Below are 21,520 nucleotides of genomic sequence, written 5' to 3'. Positions count from 1 at the left end.
CGATGGTGCTGCCGCTGCTCTCGCTGCAGATCGCGACACCGACCTCGACGGTCTCCTCGGCCTCCATGAGCTGCAGTTCGAGGACCTCGTTCATTGTCATTTCCTTTCGGTCGATCCGTTGTGCCACTCCGCCCCATGACCGGGGCGGAAGTCAGGTCAGCCGCGGGTGGTAGCCATCCGCGCGGCCAGGGCGTCGAGGGTGAAGAACATGTCGGCGCGGTCGTCGAGCAGCCTCGTCAGGGCGAGCAGGACGCCGGCCGAGCCGGTGGCGAGGTCCGTGCTGAAGCGCACCGTGCCCTCGCCGACGAAGCGCGCTCCGGTGGGGTGCGCCACCGCGTGCCCGTACAGTCGGCGTGCCGCGTCCACGGCGGCGGCGCCGGTGCTCCGGTCCCCGGTGCGGGAGGCGTGCTCGGCGAGCGCGAACACCAGGCCCGCGCGGCCCTCGAAGAGTCCGCTGTAGACCGTGAACGGAGTGCGGCACGCGGTCAGTGAGGCGGCGAGCGCCTGCCGGAGATCGGCGTCCCGGTCATCCTCGAGATCGTCCAGGTATCGGGTGGCCACCGTCGCGAACCCGGCGGACCCGGCGTACAGGTAGATCATCGAGCGGGTGTCCTTGTCGGACACGGGGAAGGCCACGCCGCCCTCGCCGCTCGGCCTGGCCCGCAGGAGTTCGGTCCGCAGCAGACCGAGGCCGCGAGCGTGGGCCTTCTCCTCGCCCAGCATCCGGTGGAGGTAGTGGTCGAGGAGGGCGATACCGGCGCGCCCGTTCAGCAGACCCGTCGCGTGGTTGTAGCCCATGAGGGCGGCCAGGCCGGGGCCGTCCTCCGGGATCGAGGCGCGCAGTTCGGCGGCCTTCCGCAGATGCCGCTCGTCACCGTCGTGGCCGTACAGGGCGAGGTGGGTCAGGGCGACGCCGGCCGTTCCCTCGCCGAGCGTGGCCCGCTGCGCCAGCACCGGATGCCGCTCGGCGGCGTCGAGCAGCGCGCCTGCCTCCTCCAGCATTCCGTGGTCGGCGAGCACCCAGGCGACGCCCGCGCTTCCCACGGTGATCCCGGGAGCCGCGTCGTGCCGCTCACGCAGGGCGGACTCGGCGAGCCGGGACAGGATCTCCGGGTCGGTCTCCCGTCCCGCCAGCCGCAACGCGTGCAGCACCCCCGCGGTCCCGTAGGCCACCGAGCGCGTGTTGGACTCGTAGCCGCGCGGGACGGTGGGGAACACCACGTCGGCCTTCGGGTCCGCCATGGCCAGGATGGCGTCGGCGGTCCGGTCGCGGAGGAGCCGCAGGTGGGTCAGGGGGTCGGCGGCCACCGCCTCGGGTGAGGGCAGCGAGGTGGCGGCCTCGGGGTCGGTGAACCGCGTGGCCTCGCGCCACAGACGCCGCGGCACCGGCGCGCTCTCCTCCAGGCTGTGCCGTACGTGGCGCAGGACTCCGGGCTCGCGCTGCACCAGGTCGTACAGCGGGCCCAGCAGGAACCTGGCGATGCCGGAGAGCCCGTACCAGTCGAAGTGCTGCGGGTTCTCCCGCGCCAGCCGCTTCAGTTCGGCCTGGGGGAGCTTCGGGAAGAACCCGTCGGTGCCCAGCAGGGGGAAGGAGTCCGTGCTGCGGGCGGCCGCCTCGAAGTCGATGAGCCGGACCTGGTCCTCGTCGTCGACCATCACGTTGTTCGGGGTCATGTCGACGAACACGTGACCGGCCGCGTGCAGGGTGCTGATCTGCTCGCGCAGCTGGTCGAGAATCTCCACACACCGCGCGTAGTAGTCCTCGTAGGACCACGCGGGCGATCCGGCCTTGATGCTGGGGAGGTTCTCCACCATCCAGGTGCGCAGGGGCCGGCCCTGGACGAACTCCGTGACCAGGAAGGTGTTCTCCCAGCGGCGGAAGTGACTCAGCGGCCGAGGTGCGACACCGGGTGCCTTCTCGTGCAGTTCGCTCAGCACCGTGTGCTCGTGCAGCAGCCGCTCCTGGCCACTCGTGCCGTTCCAGTGCAGTCCGACGTGGGCGCGGGCCTCCTTCACGAAGACCCGGAGGCCCGTGTCCGTGGTCGCGGCCTGGTAGGCGGCGCCGCCGCTGCTGCGCTGCAGCACCCGCTCGAAGCGCAGTCCGTCGAAGGTGACGGCGTCCGGCTGCGGGACGCTGTCGGTGTGGGTCGGCGGTGCGGGGGCGGTGGGCGCGGCGAAGGGGTCCGTGACCCCGGCCGGGAGGATGAAGGTGACGCCCCGCTGATCGGGCACCAGTTCCCCGGACCCGTCCGGGACCAGCCTCTCCGGGAGCCCGTCCGGCCGGGTCCGGCTGGTGTCGCGGAAGCTTCCGTAGCGGTAGGCGACCACGTTCGAGTCGCGGAAGCGCCGGTCGCCGAGAATGTGCGGTCCCGACTCGTCCCGCAGGGACTCGGAGAGCAGCTCCATGAGCCGCCGCGCGGAGTCGGCGTCCGGTGGGTAGGCGGCGATGAACTTACCGCTCTGGGCCCGGTTTCCCACCTTGTGGTGCAGCCAGGTGTAGCGCAGGACGTCGCTGAGGTGCTTGAACGGGATTCCGCTGTCGATCAGGACGCGCGAGGCGATGTCCAGCACCGGCTGCGCCCGGTCCTTGGTGGCCGACACGTGGACCTTCCAGCCGTGTCCGGCCCGCATGCCCGACGGCGGGCTGTAGACCGTCCAGACTCCCGAGCGGCCTCGGTTCCATCCCTCGGGCAGCTCGTCGACGGAGTACACCGGATCGGCGTCCGGCACCTTCTCGAACGGTAGGTAGAAGTCTTGATCCGCGAGGGAGTAGGGCACGTGCAACAAGGAGTTCGTTCCTTTCGAGCCACCATCGGGACGCTGGTGGCGGCCGACGACGGCGAGCTTATGAAGGCCCCCGGCGAGGAAATAGAACGACCGTGCCCATTCGGGTCGTTCGCGATCATGGCGCCGATGTTCTAAGTCCCGGCGACGTCGACGTGTTTGGATTCGGAGGCCCTGCGGGCGCCGCCTCCCTCACTCGGCAGGCGGACCGGCTGTCCGACGACCGACTCGGTCGAACCGCTGTGGCTCTCACACCCATGACGGTCCCTCACGCCGATGCCGGCCGAAGCCCGCCTCGGCATGCCTGCGGACCGGTCCAAGGAACGGAAAAGACGTATGTCCCGACTGACCAGGCTGCTGCGCGCCGTAGCGGCGCCGCTCACCACCATCGCCGTGCTGACGGGCTTCTCCGTGGCCACGGCGGCTCCGGCCTCGGCCTCCAGCATCCGGGACGGCTGGGTTCAGCTGTGCCCGTGGGGCAACTACAAGGTGCACCTGGAGTTCGCCGGTGAGGACAACGTGTTCCGGCAGCTCGGGCCGGTCCTGAACCCGGGCTCCGCCTGCTGGTGGGGTCCCGCCCCGAGCGGCGCCAAGCCCGGGATGATCGCGGTCGTCGGCCACTACAACACCTCCGGCGGCACGTTCGACGTGGTCGGTCCGAGCCGTGAGTACCTGTGGTTCTACAACGGCAAGGACGGCGTCGGGATCGCCGCCGAGGGCACGACCGAGAACCACGGCCTCAGCTCGTACTACTACACCTACTGAGCCGGCACCCCCTCGGCGGACGGCTTCACCCGCCCGCGCACATGACGACCTGAGGTCCCCCGCGGTCCTGTCACCGACACCCGACGTCGGTGGCAGGACCGCGGCCGTCGGGGCACGGCACGACAGCCGTGCACCCCTCTCTCCACCACGCCGACGCAGAATCGAGCTCACGTGAGAAGTCTCCGAACAGCGGCCGTACTTCTGTCCGGTCTGCTGCTCTCCACTACCCTGCCGGCACTCACCCCGCCGACGCCCGCGGCAGCGGCCGCGGCACCCACGGCCGGACCGGGAGCCGAGGGTCCGGACCTCGGCCAGGCCAACCGCACGGGGCCGCCTCCCGGCATGCCCGACTGGTCGCGGGTGGGATTCCGCGGCGGCGCGTCCCTGCCCGGCGACCAGAGCGTGACCGGCGACGCGTCGTGCAGGGTCACACCGTCCCAACTCGCCTCCAAGTTCAGGGTGGTCGCCGACGACGGCGCCGATGACACCACCGGACTGCAGAACGCGATCGACGACATCAAGAGCCGGTGCACGCCGAACGCGAGCTTCGACCGGCTGTCCCTCATCACACTCCCCGCCGGACGCGTCGACATCACCCGGCAGATCTCCGTCGACACCAGCTTCCTGGTCGTGCGCGGTCAGGGGTCGGGGGACGGCGGAACGAAGATGGTGTTCCGCCCGGACACCAACACCCGTTACGACACGGTCGGCAACGGTCGCTGGGACCAGGACAGCATGACGGCGGGCAGCGGCAGCGACGTCGGTACGGGCGGCTGGATCTGGCCGGGCCGGGGGATGTTCCGGGTACAGACCCGGGACGTGGCGGACCGTTACGTGGACGACCGCGCGGCCGCGCCGGCCAACCGCAAGGACCTGTTCGAGGGCAGCGTCAACCAGCACTGGGTCTCGGGCGTCAAGCTCGCGGCCCGGGACGACGATCCGGGCTTCTCCGCCCGGCAGGGCGGAAACGTCGTCCGGCTGGCCTCGAACGCGCCCATGTCGAAGTTCAGCGTGAACGGCTACGTCTGGGTCGGCGCCGCCAACAGCCGCAAGTTCTACGAGCAGCAGGGCGTGACCGACGGCAGCATGATGGACAACCTCCACATGCGCCAGCAGATGTTCCGGGTCACGAGCATCGACGCCGACGCAAGGACGATCAGGCTCGACCGTCCCCTGGAGTGGGACCTGCCGGTGGACTCCGCCTCGGACGGCTCCCCGATCAACGCCACGGTGTACGCCAGCAAGGTCACCCCGCTGAAGATCGTCGAGGGCGTCGGCTTCGAGGACTTCGCCTTCACCCAGGACATGAACGGACTGCCCAAGCTCGGCGGCGGCACGTACCAGCTCACCCCCGAGCAGGCGAAGAACAACTACGGCAACATGGCGCCGGAGTACGCCATGCACGGCATCGTCTTCAAGTGGGCCGCCAACAGCTGGGCGCGCGGACTCAAGGCGACGATGACCGGCTCGCATCCGATCGTCACCGAGAACGCCCGCAACCTGCAGATCGAGCGCAACAGCTTCGACGGCGCCTGGAACAAGGGCAAGGGCGGCAACGGGTACCTGCGGGGCAGCCGGGTGTGGAACTCGCTGTGGGCCTACAACCTCAGCCGGAACCTGCGCCACTTCACCTTCCAGTGGTCGGCCAGCGGCAACGTGGCCTTCCGCAACGACCTCGACTCCGACCTCAACCTCCACGGCGGCTGGGAGCACCACAACCTCTTCGAGCAGAACACGGTCCGCATCCCCTACGAACACCGCTCGGCCAACTGCCAGAGCAACTGCGGCGGTGAGGGCGGCGAGATAGACGAGGGGACCTGGTACCCCATCTGGTGGGGAGCCGGCCCCAAGGCGGCGAAGTGGTCCGGATCGACGGGACCGCAGAACGTCTTCTACAACAACACGCTCATCAAGCAGACCACGCCCGGTGGTGCCTACGAGCCCTACGCCCCGTACTCGAACGGCAGTTCCGGCTCACACGTCGGCACCGCCTACCAGTTCGGGTCCGACAGCGGCTCACCACAGGTCTTCAGGCCGCTGAGCCAGGACGGCCGGCCCATCGCGGACTGGACCGGCCGGGAGACCCAGGACTTCTCGGGTCAGGGAGTGGTGCTCACCGACGTCGGGAAGCGGTCCTCGCTGTTCCTGCGTGACACCGGCGGCGAGCTGGACCCACGGGTCGACAACCGGCGCAAGGTGATCACCTGGAACATGCAGGGCGCGAACACCGACGGCCAGAACAAGTACAGCACCGTCCTCCCCGGTCTGGTGGGCGGCGGCAGCGCCCCGAACCGAGCCGATATCGCACTCCTCCAGGAGGCCGGTTCGCCGCCACCGTCCGCACACCGGACCCAGAGCATCGCGCAGACCGACTACTGGTTCCGCGACGGAGAGCGGCCTCCGGTCATCGAGTACCGCCTCGGAACGAGCCGGGGATCACAGGGTTGGCTGTACTGGATGCAGACCGACTACCACGAGGACGCCTCGAGGGGCCGGGTCAACCTGGCCATCTGGACCCGTAATCGTGTCGATCCCGCGAACGTGTTCGTCACCCATCCGGCGTTCTACGACGAGGGGAACGGCATCTGGAACTCCCGGCCGGCGCTCGGCGTCGCCGTCGACGGCGTCGCCTACTTCACGGTGCACGGTCTCTCGGGCAGCGGTAACGACGACCCCGGACTGCTGCGGAACATCCGGGAGCGGATGGCCACAGCCGGACTGCCGTGGGTCGCCATGGGCGACTACAACAGGGCACCGGACGGCTCGACGAACAGCCTCGCGACCAGGCTCGACACCGACTATCCCGGCGTCTACCGAGTCCGGGCGCCGAGCACCTTCACGCACCCCACGAACAACAACGGCACCCCGACCACCCTCGACTACGCGGTCGTCCCCACGGGCCAGACCACCATCGAGAGCATCGCCCGGGTCGAGGTCAGGGCGTCGGACCACTTTCCCGTCGCGGCCGTTCTCGGCAACCTGCCCAGCGAGCCGACGCCACCGCAGTCGACCATCGATCAGGACCTGGTGGGGACCCGGACGATGCGCAACGCGGCCACCACCAACGGTGCCGGCCCCTCCGGCAGCAGCAACGTGATCACCGACCAGCCGGTCAACCAGGCCGGCCTTCCCGGCCAGACGTACAGTCTGGCCCTCGACCCGGAATACCCCGGCTACTACCGCGTGATGCACGAGGCGGACCGCCGCTACCTCGGGCAGGAGGGCGGCCGTCGTGACGCACGGGCCGTGCTTTGGCCCGACCAGTCCGTCGACCAGCTCTGGATGCCGCTGCCGCAGGGCGACGGCACCTGGACGCTGGAGAACTACTACACGCACCAGTACCTCACCGCTCCCGGCGGCGGACAGACCGTCGTGGCCCGTGACTGGGACGGCTCGCCCGCACAGCGCTGGTTCATCGACCGGAAGGACGAGGCGCTGGACGTGAACGAGGTCGCCCTCCAGTCCCCCACGGCCGACTCCCTCGTCCTCGGCTTGGACGACCTGGAGGAGGGCGATCCCCAGGTGATCGTCGAACGGGACGTCAACGACCCCGAGCAGAGGTTCACCACGATCCACGCGGGCCGCATCGACGGCGAGGAGTGCTACTACCTGTCCTACGGCGGGAACTACATGAACTCCACGTCGGGCCACCCGTACGACCCGCCGAACGGCGCCGTGGTGAAACTGAGCCCGTTCCGCGCCGACGACGACGGCTACCTCTGGTGCGCCTCGCCGCACGGCGACGACGGAGTGTTCCTCACCAACCACACCCGGGACAACGGGGACATGTACCTGACCGCCGACGAGGAGTTCGGCCAACTGACCGTGCAGACATTCCAGCCGGGCATTCCCGTGTCGCTCTGGAAGTTCGCCTCACCCGCCTGACACGTCCGGCCGACGGCACGACCGTGCCGCGTTGATGGCACCTGGACGCCAGATCACCGGCCAAGGGTGTCGTCACGGCCGCGAGGAGGTTTATTTTCGACGAGGCCAAAGCTGATCATCGCACGAACGCGTGAATTACGGCTGCCAAAGAGGGAGGGCCGTCGCTCCGATGCTCGATGAGGGTGCCATGTTCAGAGGCCAGACTCAGCGGCACATACTTTCCGGGCGCTACCGGCTGCTCTCGTCGCTCGGCTCCGGGGGTATGGGCACGGTGTGGCGCGCGTACGACCAGGTGCTGCAGCGCGAGGTGGCCGTGAAGGAGGTCCGAGCCCCTCTGGAGCTCGCCCCGCCCGAGGTCGACCGGCTGAACGCCCGGCTGGAACGCGAGGCGTGGGCGGCCGCGCGCATCACCCACCCCAACGTGGTCACCGTCTACGACGTGGCCAAGGACGACGGCCGTCCCTGGATCGTCATGGAGCTGGTACGCGGCTCGTCCATGGCCGAACTCATCGAGGCGGAGCGGGTGCTCGACCCGCGGCGCACGGCCCGCATCGCCGTCGAGGTGCTGGCCGCGCTGCGCGCCGCCCACGCGGTGGGAGTGCTGCACCGCGACGTCAAGCCGGCCAACGTCCTGCTGGCCCACGACGGCCGGGTGGTCCTCACCGACTTCGGCATCGCCATGGTCGAAGGGACGTCGGCGCTGACGATGGCCGACGAACTGGTGGGCTCCCCCGAGTACCTGGCGCCGGAACGTGCCCTGGGACGCCAGCCGGGCCCGGCCTCGGACCTGTGGTCTCTCGGCATCCTCCTCTACGCCGCGGTGGAGGGGCGCTCCCCGTTCCGGCAGACGACACCCCTGATCACCCTGCGGGCCGTCGTCGACGAGGAACTGCCTCCCCCGCACCGGGCCGGGCCGCTGACCCCTCTGATAGAGGCGCTGCTGAGCAAGGACCCCGAACGCCGTCCGACCATGGAGCAGACGCACCGGGAACTGTGCGCCGTGCGCGACGGCGACACCGGCGACCTCGTCCACCGTCCGCCGACGAGGGACGAGACGACGCCGGCCCTCACGACACCGACGGCCTCCGTCACGCCCCGGCGCCGCAGGAGGTCGGTGGTGCTGGCAGCCGGCACGGCGGCACTGCTGCTGGTGGGCGGCGGCGGGCTCGCCTACGGGCTGCTGGACGGCGGACGGCAGGACCATCAGGCCGCACCGGGAGCGACGGAGGCGGCAGGGTCCGTGGAGGCACCCGTGGAGCCGCAGTCGACCGGCGCGGTGGACGTGACCGTGGCCGCCGAGACCAGCGTCTACGAGGGCAGCTGCCCGCCGGCCAAGGAGGACGCTCCCACCTTCACGGCGACGTTCACCGTCGACCGGACGCCGGCCCAGGTGACGTACCGGTGGGTGACGACGGCCGGCTCGGTCACCGACGGAAAGTGGGAGACGCTCACCTTCGCCGCGGCCGGTGACAGGAAGAAGGTCACCTTCATCGACTTCTCGGCCTACCGGGGCGAGTCGTTCCGCACCCTCATCGGAGTCGAGATCCGGGAACCGGAGCCGATCCTCTCCGAGAAACTCCCGCTGGCGGTCTCCTGTGAGGGCAGGGACAGTTGAGAGGAACTGATCCGGGTACGGGGGGGGGCGAGCAGGGGCTCAGTGCCCCGTGTCCCGCCCGTCGCCGAGGTTCCTCAGATAAGCGGCCGGTGTGCTTCCGTAGAGGGACTTGAAGTTCCGGATGAAGTGACTCGCGTCGGAGAAGTGCCAGCGCGCCGCGATCTCGGACACGCTCGCCTGCCGGCCCAGTCTCACCAGTTCACCGTGCGCCTTCTGCAGGCGCTGCCGGCGCACGAAGGCCATGAGGGATTCGTCGGACTCCGCGAAAGACCGGTGCAGTGTGCGAAGCGAGACCCCGACCAGCTTGGCCACCACGGCGGGCGACAGGTCGTGCCGGTCCAGGTTCCTTTCCACGGCGTTCTTGGCCGCCACCAGGACGACATTCTGATGATCCCGAAACCCGGGATCGGGACGGCCTGAAAGCAGCCCCGAGAACAGCGCCGCACTGGCGTCCAACGCGATTTTCCGCGCAGAGGCCGAACCGCTCAGCTCGGCACTGCTCTTCTCGATCGCTTCCAGGAAGTTCAGGAGGAAGCGAACCTCCGGCGCGGTGACGTCGGACAGGTGAGCCCGGCCGAGGTCCTTGGGCGACGCGGCGTGGGAGAGCACCAGGTGCCGGGGAATCCTCACCACGCGTACGCGGGTGGCGGGCGCGCAGGAGAACTCCCAGGAAGCCTTGGTGTCCCGGATGCAGATACGGCCGGGCGTGACCGTGTACGTCTCCCGCCGGCCCCGGAAAGTGATCTTCCCCGCGGTCACCAGGTCCGCCACGACGGGGTCCTGGTCCTGATCACTCCCCGAGACTCCGGCCAGCGAGTCGCAGTACACCTTCACCGAGAGCAGGCTCTCGACGAGGTGTCCGTTGGCCACGAACCTGAATCCGTGATGGGCGGACGGCTGAGGAATGGTGAGACGCGTGAGGTGACGGAAGGGACCGCGCTCCCACTCCCGGAAGAAGCGGTCGGTGCGATGGATCTGCCGGACAGGCAGGTTCATGGCGGTCCGGAAATCCGTGGAACGACCCCGGTCTGACGACCCATCCGTGGTCCCATCCATGCTTCGGTAACTCACCTGCGCCTCTTTTCGACGCTGCAATCCGGTGCACCGCGAACTGTGAACCGTGAACCGACGGTGCCACCGGAAGGGGAATCGATTCGCCCACACAGCCGGTGACATCGTTGTCGCACGCCTGGATTCCAGGACTCTACCGGCCGCCCGAAGCACGTGTCGAAACGATCAAGGGGGCGGTGGCGCGATGGTCCGACTCGGTGGCACGCAGGTGCGATTGCCCGCCGGGTCGGCACGACGACGCCTTCTACCCAACCGACATGACACCAAATACCCTCATTAAGTCCTCACATCGCGCCGAAAGGTCCCTGTGATGCAGAGCTACACCCTCAACAACGGCGTCCAGATGCCCGCCCTGGGGCTGGGCGTCTTCCAGACCCCGCCGGACGAGACACGCGCCGCCGTCATGGCCGCGCTGGACCTCGGCTACCGGCACATCGACACGGCCGCCGTGTACGGCAACGAACGCGAAGTCGGCCAGGCCATCCGCGAGTCCGGGCTCCCCCGCGAGGAGGTCTTCGTCGAGACGAAGACCTGGATCAGCGACTACGGCTACGACGAGACCCTGCACAGCTTCGACAAGAGTGCCGCCAAGCTCGGCGTGGACCGGATCGACCTGCTGATCCTGCACCAGGCCCTGCCGTCGGACTTCGACAAGACCCTCGCCGCCTACCGCGCCCTGGAGAGGCTCCTCGCCGACGGCAAGGTCCGCGCCATCGGCGTCAGCAACTTCATGGCCGACCACCTGACCGCCCTGCTCGACGCCACCAGCGTCGTCCCCGCGGTCAACCAGCTCGAGATCCACCCCTACTTCCAGCAGCGCGCGGTCCTCGACTTCGACGACCGGCACGGCATCCTCAACCAGGCGTGGTCCCCCATCGGCGGCATCACCTTCTACACGGGCGAGGAGCGCCAGAGCGTCCTGGCCGACCCGGCCGTCACCGCGATCGCCGGCGCACACGGCAAGAGCCCCGCCCAGGTACTGCTCCGCTGGGGCATCCAGCAGGGCCGCTCGGTGATCCCCAAGTCGACCAAGCCCCACCGCATGGCCGAGAACATCGACGTCTTCGACTTCACCCTCGACGCGGACGAACTGAAAACCCTGGACGCCCTGGAATCCGGCCACCGAGGCGGCCCCGAACCGGCCGACGTCACCCTCGCCGCATACGGACACATCCTCATCCCGGAGGCCTGACCTCGCGTCAGGAGAACGCGGCACCGACCGGCGAGCCCGTCGAACGCAGGAAGCATCGCGTTCGGGGCTCGCCCTCAATCCATGCATGGACGACAACTGGTCCGAATCTCCTTGCCCCCAGGTCAGGCGTGGACGGCAGGCACCACCAAATCCGTCGCTCCCCTCGATCGACTCACCCAGCGCGTCGGCAAGATCGCCACACCCTCCACCGATTGTGTCCCGCGCACTGACGCACCGCACCGCACGGCACGCACTCCTGACTCACGCTCCAACACCAGTCCGTACGCCGGTTTTTCGCTACATACTGCCGATCGCCCCACATCCACCGGCGTTTGCTGCTTGGCATGTCATGGGCATTCTGTATTGGTCTGATCGTCGGCGTGGGTGCAACCTTGGGGGGCCGATGGCAAGAGGGGACGTCCGGGCGGGGAAGGGCACGACTGGATCGGTCACGGACCTCGTCGCCCGGTTCGGTGAGGAGGTCAGGGCCAAGTTGCAAGGTCCTGCGGGAGCGGTCAGCAGCAAGGAGGACGCCCTCACGGCGCCGGTGGAGCAACTGCTGCGCGGCATGGCCTCACGGCTACGCCTCAAGCTCGTCGCCCACGGCCAGAGTCGGGTCAAGGAACTTGGGATCAGGCCCGACTTCGCCATCGCCTGCGGCGGCAGGACCATAGGGCACGTCGAGCTCAAGCGGCCGGGCTCGGGGGCCGACCCGGAGAAGTGGTCGGTGAAGACCCACGACCGGAAGCAGTGGGAGAAGATCAAGGCACTCCACAACGTGCTGTACACCGACGGATACCAGTGGGCGGTCTACCGTTTCGGCGTGCAGGTCGGCCCGACGGGAATCCTGGCCGGAGACCTGGAAACCGGTAGCCGGCCACTCATCGCCCCGGACACCGGGTTCGAGCGCGTCCTCACGCACTTCTTCCTGCCGGCGCCCATCGTCCACGGCAGCATCGACGAACTGGTCAGGCGCATCGCGGGAATCTGCGTGCTGCTGCGCGACGAGGTCACCGAACGCCTCACCCGCGAGGAGCACGGGGAGGCCGACGCGGCGTTCTCGGTCCTGGCCGGCAACTGGAAGGACCTGCTCTTTCCCGACGCCCGTCCGGAGGAGTTCGCGGACCAGTACAGCCAGACACTGACCTTCGCCGTTCTCCTGGCGCGTCTCGAGCGCATCGATCTCGACCGGCTCTCCCTCCCCGATGTCGCGATCCGGCTGGGCAAACGGCACTCCCTGATGGGCAAGGCGCTTGCGGTACTGACGGACGAAGCCCTCGACGATCTGCGAGGGATCACCGACCCTCTGATCGACGTCATATCGGCCGTCGACCCCGAGATGTTCAAGGACGAGACCGGAGACGCCTACCTCCACCTGTACGAGGGCTTTCTGAGCGCCTACGACCCGGAACTGCGCCGACGGACGGGGACGTACTACACCCCTGGCGAGGTCGTCCGCTTCATGGTCGGGTTCACCGACGGGATACTGCGTGATCGGCTCGGCCAGGCGGACGGGTACGGAAGCGAGGACGTCACCGTGGTCGACCCGGCCATGGGTACCGGGACCTTCCTCATCAACATCATCGACCACGTCGCCAAGTCCCTGTCACTGAAGTACGGCAAGACGCTCAAGTCCGGACTTCTCCGGGAACTCTCGGGCCGACTGGTCGGGTTGGAGAAACAGACCGGGCCGTACGCGGTCGCCGAACTCCGTGTGCACCACGCCTTCCAGTCCCACGACGCCGATGTCACGCGCCGCCCGCCGAAGCTTCTGGTGGCTGACACACTCGACGATCCCGCCGTCGAACACCACCTGGGCTTCATGTACGAGGCGATCGCCCGCCACCGCCGCATGGCGAACAGGATCAAGGCGGACGAGAAGGTCATGGTGGTCATCGGCAATCCGCCCTACCTGCGGGGTGCGAGGCAGTCGGGTGTCGGACGCTGGGTCACCGAGGGAAACCCGAACGACCAGGGCCCGATCCTCGCCCGCTTCCATCCCGAGGACAACGGGCGCGTCGGATACGCCCTCGACAACCTCTACGTCTACTTCTGGGCGTGGTCCACCTGGAAGGTCTTCGACCAGGTGACGGCCTTGGGAGCGCCGAAGGCCCCCAGCGGGATCGTCGCCCTCATCACCAACTCCGGTTACCTGGACAGCGAGGGCGCGGCCGGCATGCGCCACTACCTGCGCGAGGCCGCCGACGAGGGCTGGATCATCGGCCTGTCCCCCGAAGGCCCCTTCTCCGACCCGCGCACTCGCGTCTTCCAAGGAGTCAAGCGCGAGGTCTGTATCGCCGTCTTCGTCCGCCGGGGTGCGCCGGACCCGAGGAATCCGGCCCGGGTGTGGCGACTCGACGTCCCCGCGGGCCCACGGGAGGAGAAGTTCGACTGGCTGGACGGGCTCGGCCTCGACGGTCATCGCGACGGAACCTCCTGGCAGCTCTGCCCCGCACAGTGGACCGCGCCCTTTCACGTCACGTCCGACTCCGACTGGTCGGCCATGCCACCGGTGGACGCCTTGCTGCCCTGGACGAGCTCCGGCAACAAGAACAACCGCAGCTGGCCAGTCTCACCCAGCCGGAAGGTTCTGGAGAGACGTTGGCGCCGGCTCGTGCAAGCTCCGGCGGAGACCAAGGCAGCACTGCTGAAAACCACCAGGGACCGCCGTCCGGACAAGCCGGAACCACCACTGCCCGGCCAGCAGGAAAAAGACAGCCTCACGGCAGAGAAGGAGACAGTGCCGGTCATCGTTCCCTATGGTCGGATGACCTTCGACCGGCAGTACATCATCGCGGACAGGAGAGTGATCGACTTTCCGCGACCGGCCCTGTGGTTCGCCCACAACGACCAATGCCAGATCTACCTCTCCGAGCTTCACACGGAGTCGTTGCGCACCGGCCCGGCGGTGGGGTTCACCGCGCTCCTGCCCGACATGCATCACTTCAAAGGCACCGAAGGCGGCCGCGTCGCCCCTCTCTACCGCCACCCTCACCAGGCAGAGCCGAACGTGACCCCCGGCCTGCTGCAGTTGCTCGCCAAGACGTACGGAGTGACGGTGACCGCCGAAGACCTCTTCGCGTACATCGCGGGAACAGCCGGCCACCGCGGCTACACCCAACGCCTGTCCGCGAACCTCGCCGAGCGGGGCACCCGTATCCCTCTGACGCGTGATCCGGCCCTGTGGGCGGAGGTGGTGGAGGTGGGCAGGCGCACAGTGTGGATCCACACGTACGGGCAGCGCTTCGCCTCTCACCACGGTGACGGTCCGTCTGGATCGGCCCCGAGGCTTCCCCTGGAGGAGCAACCGGAACCCGTCGTCGCGATCGGGGAAGACGACGGGTTGCCGGAGGACATCTCCTACGACGCTCCCACACGAACCCTCACGGTGGGCACCGGTTGCATACGTCCAGTGGCGCCGGAAGTCTGGGACTACCGGATCGGCGGGGTGCAGGTGATCCGCAAGTGGTTCAGCTTCCGCAAACGCCGACCGGACGTGGAGCGGCAGACCCCGTTGAACGACATCCTGCCTCCGACCTGGCCTTCCCGGTGGACCGTCGACCTGCTGGACCTCATCAACGCACTCGGGCTCCTCGTAGCCCTCGAACCCCGACAGGCCCGGCTCTTGGACGCCGTGATCAGTGGCCCGCTCATCACCACCGACGACCTACGGGGCGAGGGCATCCTGCCCGTGCCTGCCTACGCGACCAAGGAACCGAAGCCGCCACGGAAGTCCCGGCGCGCCCCTGGACCTGGTCAGCAGAGCCTCGACTTCCCGGACTGACACTCGCACTGCGATCGGCAACTCGCGGCCCGCCCTCACCCTCATACCAGGACGAAATCGGAGCGCCATCGGGCTCTGACGGCTACTCAGGACGAGCGTCGTTCGAGCGTCAAGATTTCCGCGCGGCGTCGCGCCCCACGGTCGGCCTGGTTGCCGCTTCAGCGTGACATCGCAGGTCAGACCACCCTCAACGGAAGAAGGTCCACTCGACCCGATGAATAACGGGAAACAGGTCGAGTAGCCGACGAAAACCGCAAAGCCGCAGGTCAGGCGCCCTTCTTCACCGGCTCAAGAATCGCCACACACTCCACATGATGCGTCATAGGGAACAGGTCGACCTGAGAAGGATGGACAAAAAGACCAGGTCGGGCACGGCTTTTCCGTCCACTGCCCCGCGTACGGAAGCCCCAGAGCGTCAAACGAGCGTCACAGCTGCGGATTCGGTAGGCATGCCGTACATGGCAGGCCGTGTGGGCACACGGGCGTAATCAGTGAGCGCGCGCGAGGGGCTGTTCGGACCAGATGGTCTTGTGGTTCTGGCCATGGCGGCAGCCCCAGCGCTCGGCGGGTTGGGCGACGAAGAAAAGGCCGCGTCCGCCCCGGTCGGTGGTGCGTGCGCGGCGCAGACGGGGTTGGGTGCAGCTGGAGTCGATGACCTCAGAGAGAGACCAGAACGTCGGAGCGGATCAGTCGCAGATCCGCCGGCGGACGGCCGTAGCGGATCGCGTTGGTGACCAGTTCACTGACGATGAGTTCGGTGGTGAAGAGGAGGTCGCCCAACCCCCATGCGGTGAGTTGGCCGGTCGCCCATTCCCGGGCATCCGAGACAGCAGCCGGATCGGCCGGTATCCGCCAGTGAGCGGTGTCCTCGGCCGACACGGCGCGGGTGCGCGCCAGTAGCAGGCTCGCGTCGTCACGCGGTGCGCCGTTCACCAGGTCGTCGAGGAGGGCCAGGCCGGTCTCGTCCAGGGCGCGGTCCGGGCGGCAGGAGGTGGCGAGGGCATCGGTCGGCCTCCTGAGCCCGTCGTCGCTGTCGTACGCGCCGCGGTGGATCAGGCCGTCCGTGTAGAGCGCTAGGACGCTGCCCGGCTCGAGGTCGATCGTGGTTGTCTCGTACGGCATGCCGCAGACGGCGAGGGGCGGCCCTGAGGAAACGTCGACGGCTTCGGTGGTCCCATCAGGCCGTACGAGCACGGGCGGCGGGTGCCCGGCACTGGCCATGGCATAGCGTCGGGTGGCCGGGCCGTAGACCGCGTACAAGCAGGTGGCCGCCCATGGCGTCGTGGTCACCGGGTGGTGCTTCCGCCGCAAGGCACTGGACCAGGTCGGCGATCCAGGTAGCAACTCGTCCGGCTCCGGTTCGAGGTCGGCGAGAGTCTGGATGGCGGCGCGCAGACGGCCCATCGTGGCGCTGGCGGGTATGCCGCGGCCGATCACGTCTCCGGCGACGAGGGCCAGCCGGAGAGAAGGCAGGGGAATAGCGTCGTACCAGTCGCCACTGGTGCCCGCCCACGGCCCGTGGACCGGTAGACGCCGGCGGTCTCGGCCGCCGGAGTGTCGAAATACCGAGACCACCTCACAATGGCCCCAGTAACGCCCAGACCCCGAAGCGAGCGTCAGTCGAGCGCACTCTTAGCCCAATCAGAGGGGCGCTTTCACTTGTCGTTGGCAGGCTCACGTACCTGCTGGCCGAGATTTCGTAGCGCTTGTGGGACGAGGTCCGGGCGGAAGCGCGAGGGCGATTCGCAGTGGCAGTCGTGGACTCGCAGCCGCAGTGAAACAAATGAAACCTTCCGCGCTCGACGTCCAGGTGGGACGGCGGGGAAGAAGATGTGCGGCTATAGGCGACACCCACCCGCAGACCGCTTCGACCTGGTTCGGGCAGTCACCATGATTCGTGTGAGCTCAAGAACCTTAAATGCGTGATCTGGCGCCAGTTGGCTGCCGCAAGGGCGCCGACGCTGAATGGCCGGCACGTTAGAGGGTAGCTCTCGGCGGGGAGACAGAAGCAACCTCCCCGCCGAAGGCATAGGTGCACCCGCGAGCGGTACCCCTTATCACACGCTACGTAGTCGCATCCGAGCGAGCATAGACCTCAGAGGGCTTAGGGAACTCCACAGCCGGTGAAAGCCGCATCTCCCCGGTTTTCTCCACGTAGTAGTAGTAGAGGCCAAACTCCCCCAGCTGTGATCCGCACTGCCCCGCCGCGAAGGTGACGGAGATCCACTTACTGCCGCCTGCGGGTACCGTGTCCACGCCCCAGGAGAACGGGCATTGCGGCTTGGTGTCGGATTTCTCCATCAGGCTGCTCAACTGGAGCTGCGCCCCTGCCGAAATGATGCCCACACCGCCCTTCCTAAAGGTGATCCAATCACCTCCGGGGTTGCCCCAAGAGCCAACGATCTGGCCTTCAGTAGGCACGGCGAGGCGTTCGCTCTTCTGACAAGCGGACAGTCCCGTGACTAGTACGGTGAAGATGGCGACGGCCAAAAGGGGGCGCCTGCCGCTCCTAGTACGGCACATAAATTTCCTCGATCCAGTTGATCTTAACGGTGATGTCCGTCTGTCCGTCAGGCCAGATCTGCTTCGCAGCGTTGGAGCCTGCCTTCATGACCGGGTTAGAGCTGCCGTTCTTATACCCGTCGTCCGAGAGGCTGCGCGTCGCCGAGGCTACCGTCATGGTGTTAGAGATCGACACCTTCGCATGGCCAACCAAGGCTCCGTGGTCCCATTCTGAGTGTGTCAGCACGGGGGCGCGCGGGCATCCCAGCACGGTAGAGGTGAGCAGGGGTGATGACGAGGGGTCAGCTATCCCAGCACCATCCCAGCACGGGAAAAAGCCAGGGGCCCGACCCCGAAAGATCGGACCCCACCTGACCTGAATGTTTGCCGGATCGGCGATGTGGTGGTATGTCAGCCGCTACACATTGAAGCGGAACTCCACCACGTCCCCAGGCATTCATCCACGGTAACCCCGAGAGCCAACCACCCGCCGATCTACTCCCCCGCCTCAGCCCCTGGGTGTTTCGCCCCTCGGCCATACACCGACACGGGCCCCTGCCGCAGGCGTCCCGCGATAGGCGAAATCTCTATCCAGCCGCTACCTGACGAAAGCCCCCGTCGCAGAACCAGTCTTGCGCAGCAAGCGCTTCGTATAGGGCCACCATCCAGGAATTCTTGTGCAGGCGCGCACGTGAGCGCGCTAGTCCCTCCAGGTGCGCACGGACGTCTGGCGCTCCGCCGGCCTGGAATGCTTCCTCGATCGACAACTCGATGCCCGGAAGGTCGTCGGCGACCTGGTCCTCATACAGCCGGGCCAGCTTGAAAGTCTCAAAGTGGCTTCTGACGCGCTCCGCGAACTGTACATCCCACGATGAGGGCGGATCCACGTAGAACTCGATCTCCCAACTTGCAGGACTGTCAAGGGCTTTCGCCTGAAAGGCCCGGCCATCAGCCGAGCGGGTTATGAGCCGCGCCCTCAGCCATCGATCGACGTCGACGTCGTCGAAATAGGGATGGAGGGCCTGTTCCTCGTAGCAGGTCGGCGCGCGGTCTTTCTTCTCGAAGTTGCAGTCCGAGCAGATGGGCAGCAAGTTGATGGGCACGACAGCAAGGTAGGGATAGATCGACTTGGGCATGTGGTGATCGACCTGGCGCACTGCACCGACACCACACATGGGGCACTTGGTCTTGCGATTCCGGGCCTCTTCATACACGGGACGGCCAGGATGGTCTGGGCCCATCCGCCGTTCATACATAGCGATCAGGGCGTCCCTGTCGTGCTTCTTGCACGGAAGGGGAGCGAACGCGGCAGGATGCATGTGGTGAAGTGTCGAGGTACGGCAAGCCTGCTCATACGCATCGGCGGCGATCACGACTCTTCCCTCATACTGACTGAGTAAATCCTTCATTGGCGGGCTGATTTTCGCACTGATGCACATGCGGAACGCTTCTCGCGTTCCGATCTGAGGAGGATCAAGTCGCCGCATTAGAGCCTGCCTTCACGGCGCCGAGTCGCGGAGCGGGCCAAGGCTCGCCCTTCGGCCCCCAGTTGGTCATGAAATTCGGTGAGGATCTCCTCGAACGACATGCCCCCCTCGGCAAGTGACTGGATTAGCCGGTTGAAACCCGTGCGACGCACCTCCAGTCCGAAGATCTCTCGGGTGATCACTCCGACGTTCTCGCCGAACGTCTCGATCTCGGGGTGATCGACGCGCAGGTCATCGCCAGCCCTTCGGAGGGCCCAGACTGCCTCACGCGGGGTTTCTTGGAGTACCACCGGCGAGTGCGTGGCGATGAGTGCGATGCCGTTGCGATCTCTTAGCAGCTCGGAAACGGTACGCACGAACGTCGACAGCAACGGGGGGTGGAGATGACCCTCCGGTTCGTCGATCAGGACGAGGGTGCGTTCGGCGGTGTGCTGTACCAGCCTGGCCAGGGTCAGCAGAACAATCTTGTGTCCCGAGCTAAGCCCGTGGAAGACCTCCTCCGGGTCCGGCCGCTCGGGGGCCGGTTCCAAGGAAAATCCGTCGGCGATGTAATCAGGGTCTGGCCGGTCTTGACTGCACGCGAGTCCCGTGATTCCCAGGTCATGGAAGAGGGGATCTGTTTCTTCCAACTTGGTCAGGGTTTCACTCCAGCGACGAGCTTTCGCGGGATGATCCTCCACGCATCTCTGTACGCACTCAGCGAACTCGGAGACCAGATCCGCGTAGCTCTTCACTCCCGCACCATCAGCCGTTTTCAGACCGACGTACTGGTAGTCGACATGGTCACCGACCCGGTTGATCGCTCTCCTGGCTTGGTGCGGACCTTGGGAGTCAAAGGCGCTGAACGATACGTAAACGACGTTGGTGAAGGGGTGCTGTCGGTGGTCGAGCCTATCCTCCAGCGAGCTATCACGGATCCGGCCCTGTGGGGCGAGTGTGGTCTGGGCGATGTTGTGCAGCAGGCGTGTCTTGCCTACGCCGTTGCTGCCGATGACCGCATGGATGTTGCTGGGGGGGTTCTTGTCGGGGTCTACCGTCAGTTCGAGGGTGAGTGGCGGGGCGCTCTCGGCCGGTGCCTTCTGCCGGTATCGGACGTGGAAGCGTGAGAGCGTTGGGCCGCCCTGGGTGATCCTGTGGTATTGCGTACGGACCGTATCGGCATCAGTGCCGCGCAACAGTGAGTCGCGCATAACGCGTTCACTGCGTGCCTGTTCGAAGAGGTCAGCGTCGTAGGCGACATCGCGCAGACCGGAGAAGATGGCCACGCGTGTTTCGTCATCGAACTCGTCACGGAGCGTGGCGTAGTAGCTCTCATCCATCCCCAGGGAGAAGAACCCCGGCTCGAGGGCATCAAAGCTCCTGGGGAGAGAAGTCCTGCCGGACTCCATGCCGAAGAAGCCGATCTTCACTGCACCAACGTTGATGCCGCGGCTACCGTTGTTGCAGAGCAAATGGAAGACCGTCTTGAATCCGAAGTCGTCCCAGTTGTCGTCGCGGAGCGACGCTATGCCCGGACGTTTACGCGCTGATTCCCTTGCGTTGGGCGCCGTAGTGAAGTGCATCGCGTCACATTACCGAACACGCTCTGCAGCTCGTTACTCGTGGGGCAAGGTCAGGCCACTCCGGACGAGGGAGCCCGCGAGGGAGCATGTCTCCAAGCGTCAGGTGTGAACAGCCCGTTGTCAGTGGCTCATGGAATCCTCCTTCAGGTATTGGCCACTGCAGAGGAGGCCGGGTGGCTGTGGGACGTCCGCGGAAGGATCCGCGCGATCCGGTGCTGATCATGCGGGAAGCCGGGTTCGAACCGCTGGAGCCCTACCCCGGGACGGATAAGCCCTGGCGGTGCCGTCACGAGGCATGCGGGACCGAGGTGACTCCGAGGTTGGGCAATCTCTCGGCGAGCCGAAAGAGCGGCTGCCGCTACTGCTCTGGCACGGCGCCGATTCCTCCTGAGGAAGCAGTGGGGTTGATGCGCGCGGCCGGCCTCGAACCACTGGAGCCGTATCCCGGCTCGACTCCACCGTGGCGCTGTCGGCACGTTCCGTGCGGTCGAGAGGTCAAGGCGCGGTACTCGTACATCAAGCGCGGAGGGGGGCCGTGCCGGTGGTGTGCGCCCAACGCTCCGGTCAATCCGGAGCAGGCCGCCGCGCTCATGAGGGCAGCGGGTCTGGAGCCTTTGGAGCCCTATCCGGGTACTGACGTTCCCTGGCGGTGCCGCTGCACGGTGTGCGGCACGATCGGAACGCCGACGCACGGATCGATTAAGGGCCGACAAGGAGGCTGCGGGCCGTGCGGGCGCAAGAACGCCGGACGGGGAATCAGCCAGGCATGGGCCCGGCGCCGCGAACTCCCCCGCACCGACGGTGACCAGGCCGCAGCCGAGGCGAAGGACTTCGGTCTGGAGCCCCTGGAGCCCTACCCGGGGCCGAGCGAGC

At 67.2% G+C, this 21,520-nt stretch carries 12 protein-coding genes; 5 read left to right on the top strand and 7 right to left on the bottom strand.

Annotated elements, in window-relative coordinates:
- Window positions 1-156: 156 nt before the first annotated feature.
- Window positions 157-2,778, bottom strand: a complete 2,622-nt coding sequence (gene lanKC, locus ABZ898_RS14470) for a class III lanthionine synthetase LanKC (protein ID WP_361657736.1) — start codon at window positions 2,776-2,778, stop codon at window positions 157-159.
- Between the two features lie 342 nt (window positions 2,779-3,120).
- Between lanKC and ABZ898_RS14465 the strand changes: the two genes are divergently transcribed.
- The 3 genes from ABZ898_RS14465 to ABZ898_RS14455 all read left to right on the top strand — a co-directional run bounded on the left by ABZ898_RS14465 (window position 3,121) and on the right by ABZ898_RS14455 (window position 9,049).
- Window positions 3,121-3,549: a hypothetical protein gene (locus ABZ898_RS14465; RefSeq protein ID WP_361657437.1), complete on the top strand. Its 429-nt coding sequence runs from the start codon at window positions 3,121-3,123 to the stop codon at window positions 3,547-3,549.
- 342 nt (window positions 3,550-3,891) lie between these two features.
- The gene (locus ABZ898_RS14460; RefSeq protein WP_361657434.1) at window positions 3,892-7,434 is read left to right on the top strand and encodes a hypothetical protein; all 3,543 of its coding nucleotides are present in this window, start codon (window positions 3,892-3,894) and stop codon (window positions 7,432-7,434) included.
- Window positions 7,435-7,621: 187 nt separating this feature from the next.
- Entirely contained in the window at window positions 7,622-9,049 is a 1,428-nt protein-coding gene (locus tag ABZ898_RS14455; RefSeq protein WP_361657431.1) for a serine/threonine-protein kinase, read from the top strand.
- 39 nt (window positions 9,050-9,088) lie between these two features.
- On the opposite strand, the gene ABZ898_RS14450 is transcribed toward ABZ898_RS14455, so the two are convergent.
- A complete protein-coding gene (locus ABZ898_RS14450; protein WP_361657428.1) occupies window positions 9,089-9,820 on the bottom strand; it encodes an AraC family transcriptional regulator in 732 nt (243 codons plus the stop codon).
- A gap of 610 nt (window positions 9,821-10,430) precedes the next feature.
- Between ABZ898_RS14450 and ABZ898_RS14445 the strand changes: the two genes are divergently transcribed.
- Together ABZ898_RS14445 and ABZ898_RS14440 are read left to right on the top strand one after the other, a co-directional pair.
- Window positions 10,431-11,312 (top strand): aldo/keto reductase, encoded by an 882-nt coding sequence (locus tag ABZ898_RS14445; protein WP_361657425.1) that lies wholly within the window; start codon window positions 10,431-10,433, stop codon window positions 11,310-11,312.
- A gap of 547 nt (window positions 11,313-11,859) precedes the next feature.
- Window positions 11,860-15,096, top strand: a complete 3,237-nt coding sequence (locus tag ABZ898_RS14440; RefSeq protein WP_361657422.1) for a type ISP restriction/modification enzyme — start codon at window positions 11,860-11,862, stop codon at window positions 15,094-15,096.
- Between the two features lie 657 nt (window positions 15,097-15,753).
- Here the strand turns inward: ABZ898_RS14440 and ABZ898_RS14435 are convergent.
- The 5 genes from ABZ898_RS14435 to ABZ898_RS14415 form a co-directional block, all read right to left on the bottom strand.
- Window positions 15,754-16,533 (bottom strand): SpoIIE family protein phosphatase, encoded by a 780-nt coding sequence (locus tag ABZ898_RS14435; protein ID WP_361657419.1) that lies wholly within the window; start codon window positions 16,531-16,533, stop codon window positions 15,754-15,756.
- Window positions 16,534-17,160: 627 nt separating this feature from the next.
- The gene (locus ABZ898_RS14430; protein WP_361657416.1) at window positions 17,161-17,442 is read right to left on the bottom strand and encodes a hypothetical protein; all 282 of its coding nucleotides are present in this window, start codon (window positions 17,440-17,442) and stop codon (window positions 17,161-17,163) included.
- Window positions 17,443-17,605: 163 nt separating this feature from the next.
- Window positions 17,606-17,776, bottom strand: coding sequence for a hypothetical protein (locus tag ABZ898_RS14425; protein ID WP_361657413.1), 171 nt, complete (start codon window positions 17,774-17,776; stop codon window positions 17,606-17,608).
- 409 nt (window positions 17,777-18,185) lie between these two features.
- Window positions 18,186-18,971, bottom strand: a complete 786-nt coding sequence (locus tag ABZ898_RS14420) for a hypothetical protein (protein WP_361657410.1) — start codon at window positions 18,969-18,971, stop codon at window positions 18,186-18,188.
- A 113-nt stretch (window positions 18,972-19,084) separates the two neighbouring features.
- Window positions 19,085-20,647, bottom strand: a complete 1,563-nt coding sequence (locus tag ABZ898_RS14415) for an AAA family ATPase (protein ID WP_361657407.1) — start codon at window positions 20,645-20,647, stop codon at window positions 19,085-19,087.
- Between the last annotated feature and the right edge of the window lie 873 nt (window positions 20,648-21,520).

The organism is Streptomyces sp. NPDC046860, assembly GCF_040645115.1.
In the GTDB taxonomy this organism is placed as follows: Bacteria; Actinomycetota; Actinomycetes; order Streptomycetales; family Streptomycetaceae; genus Streptomyces.
The sequence above is the reverse complement of the archived record's forward strand: the minus strand, read 5'-3'. Positions and strand labels throughout refer to the sequence as shown.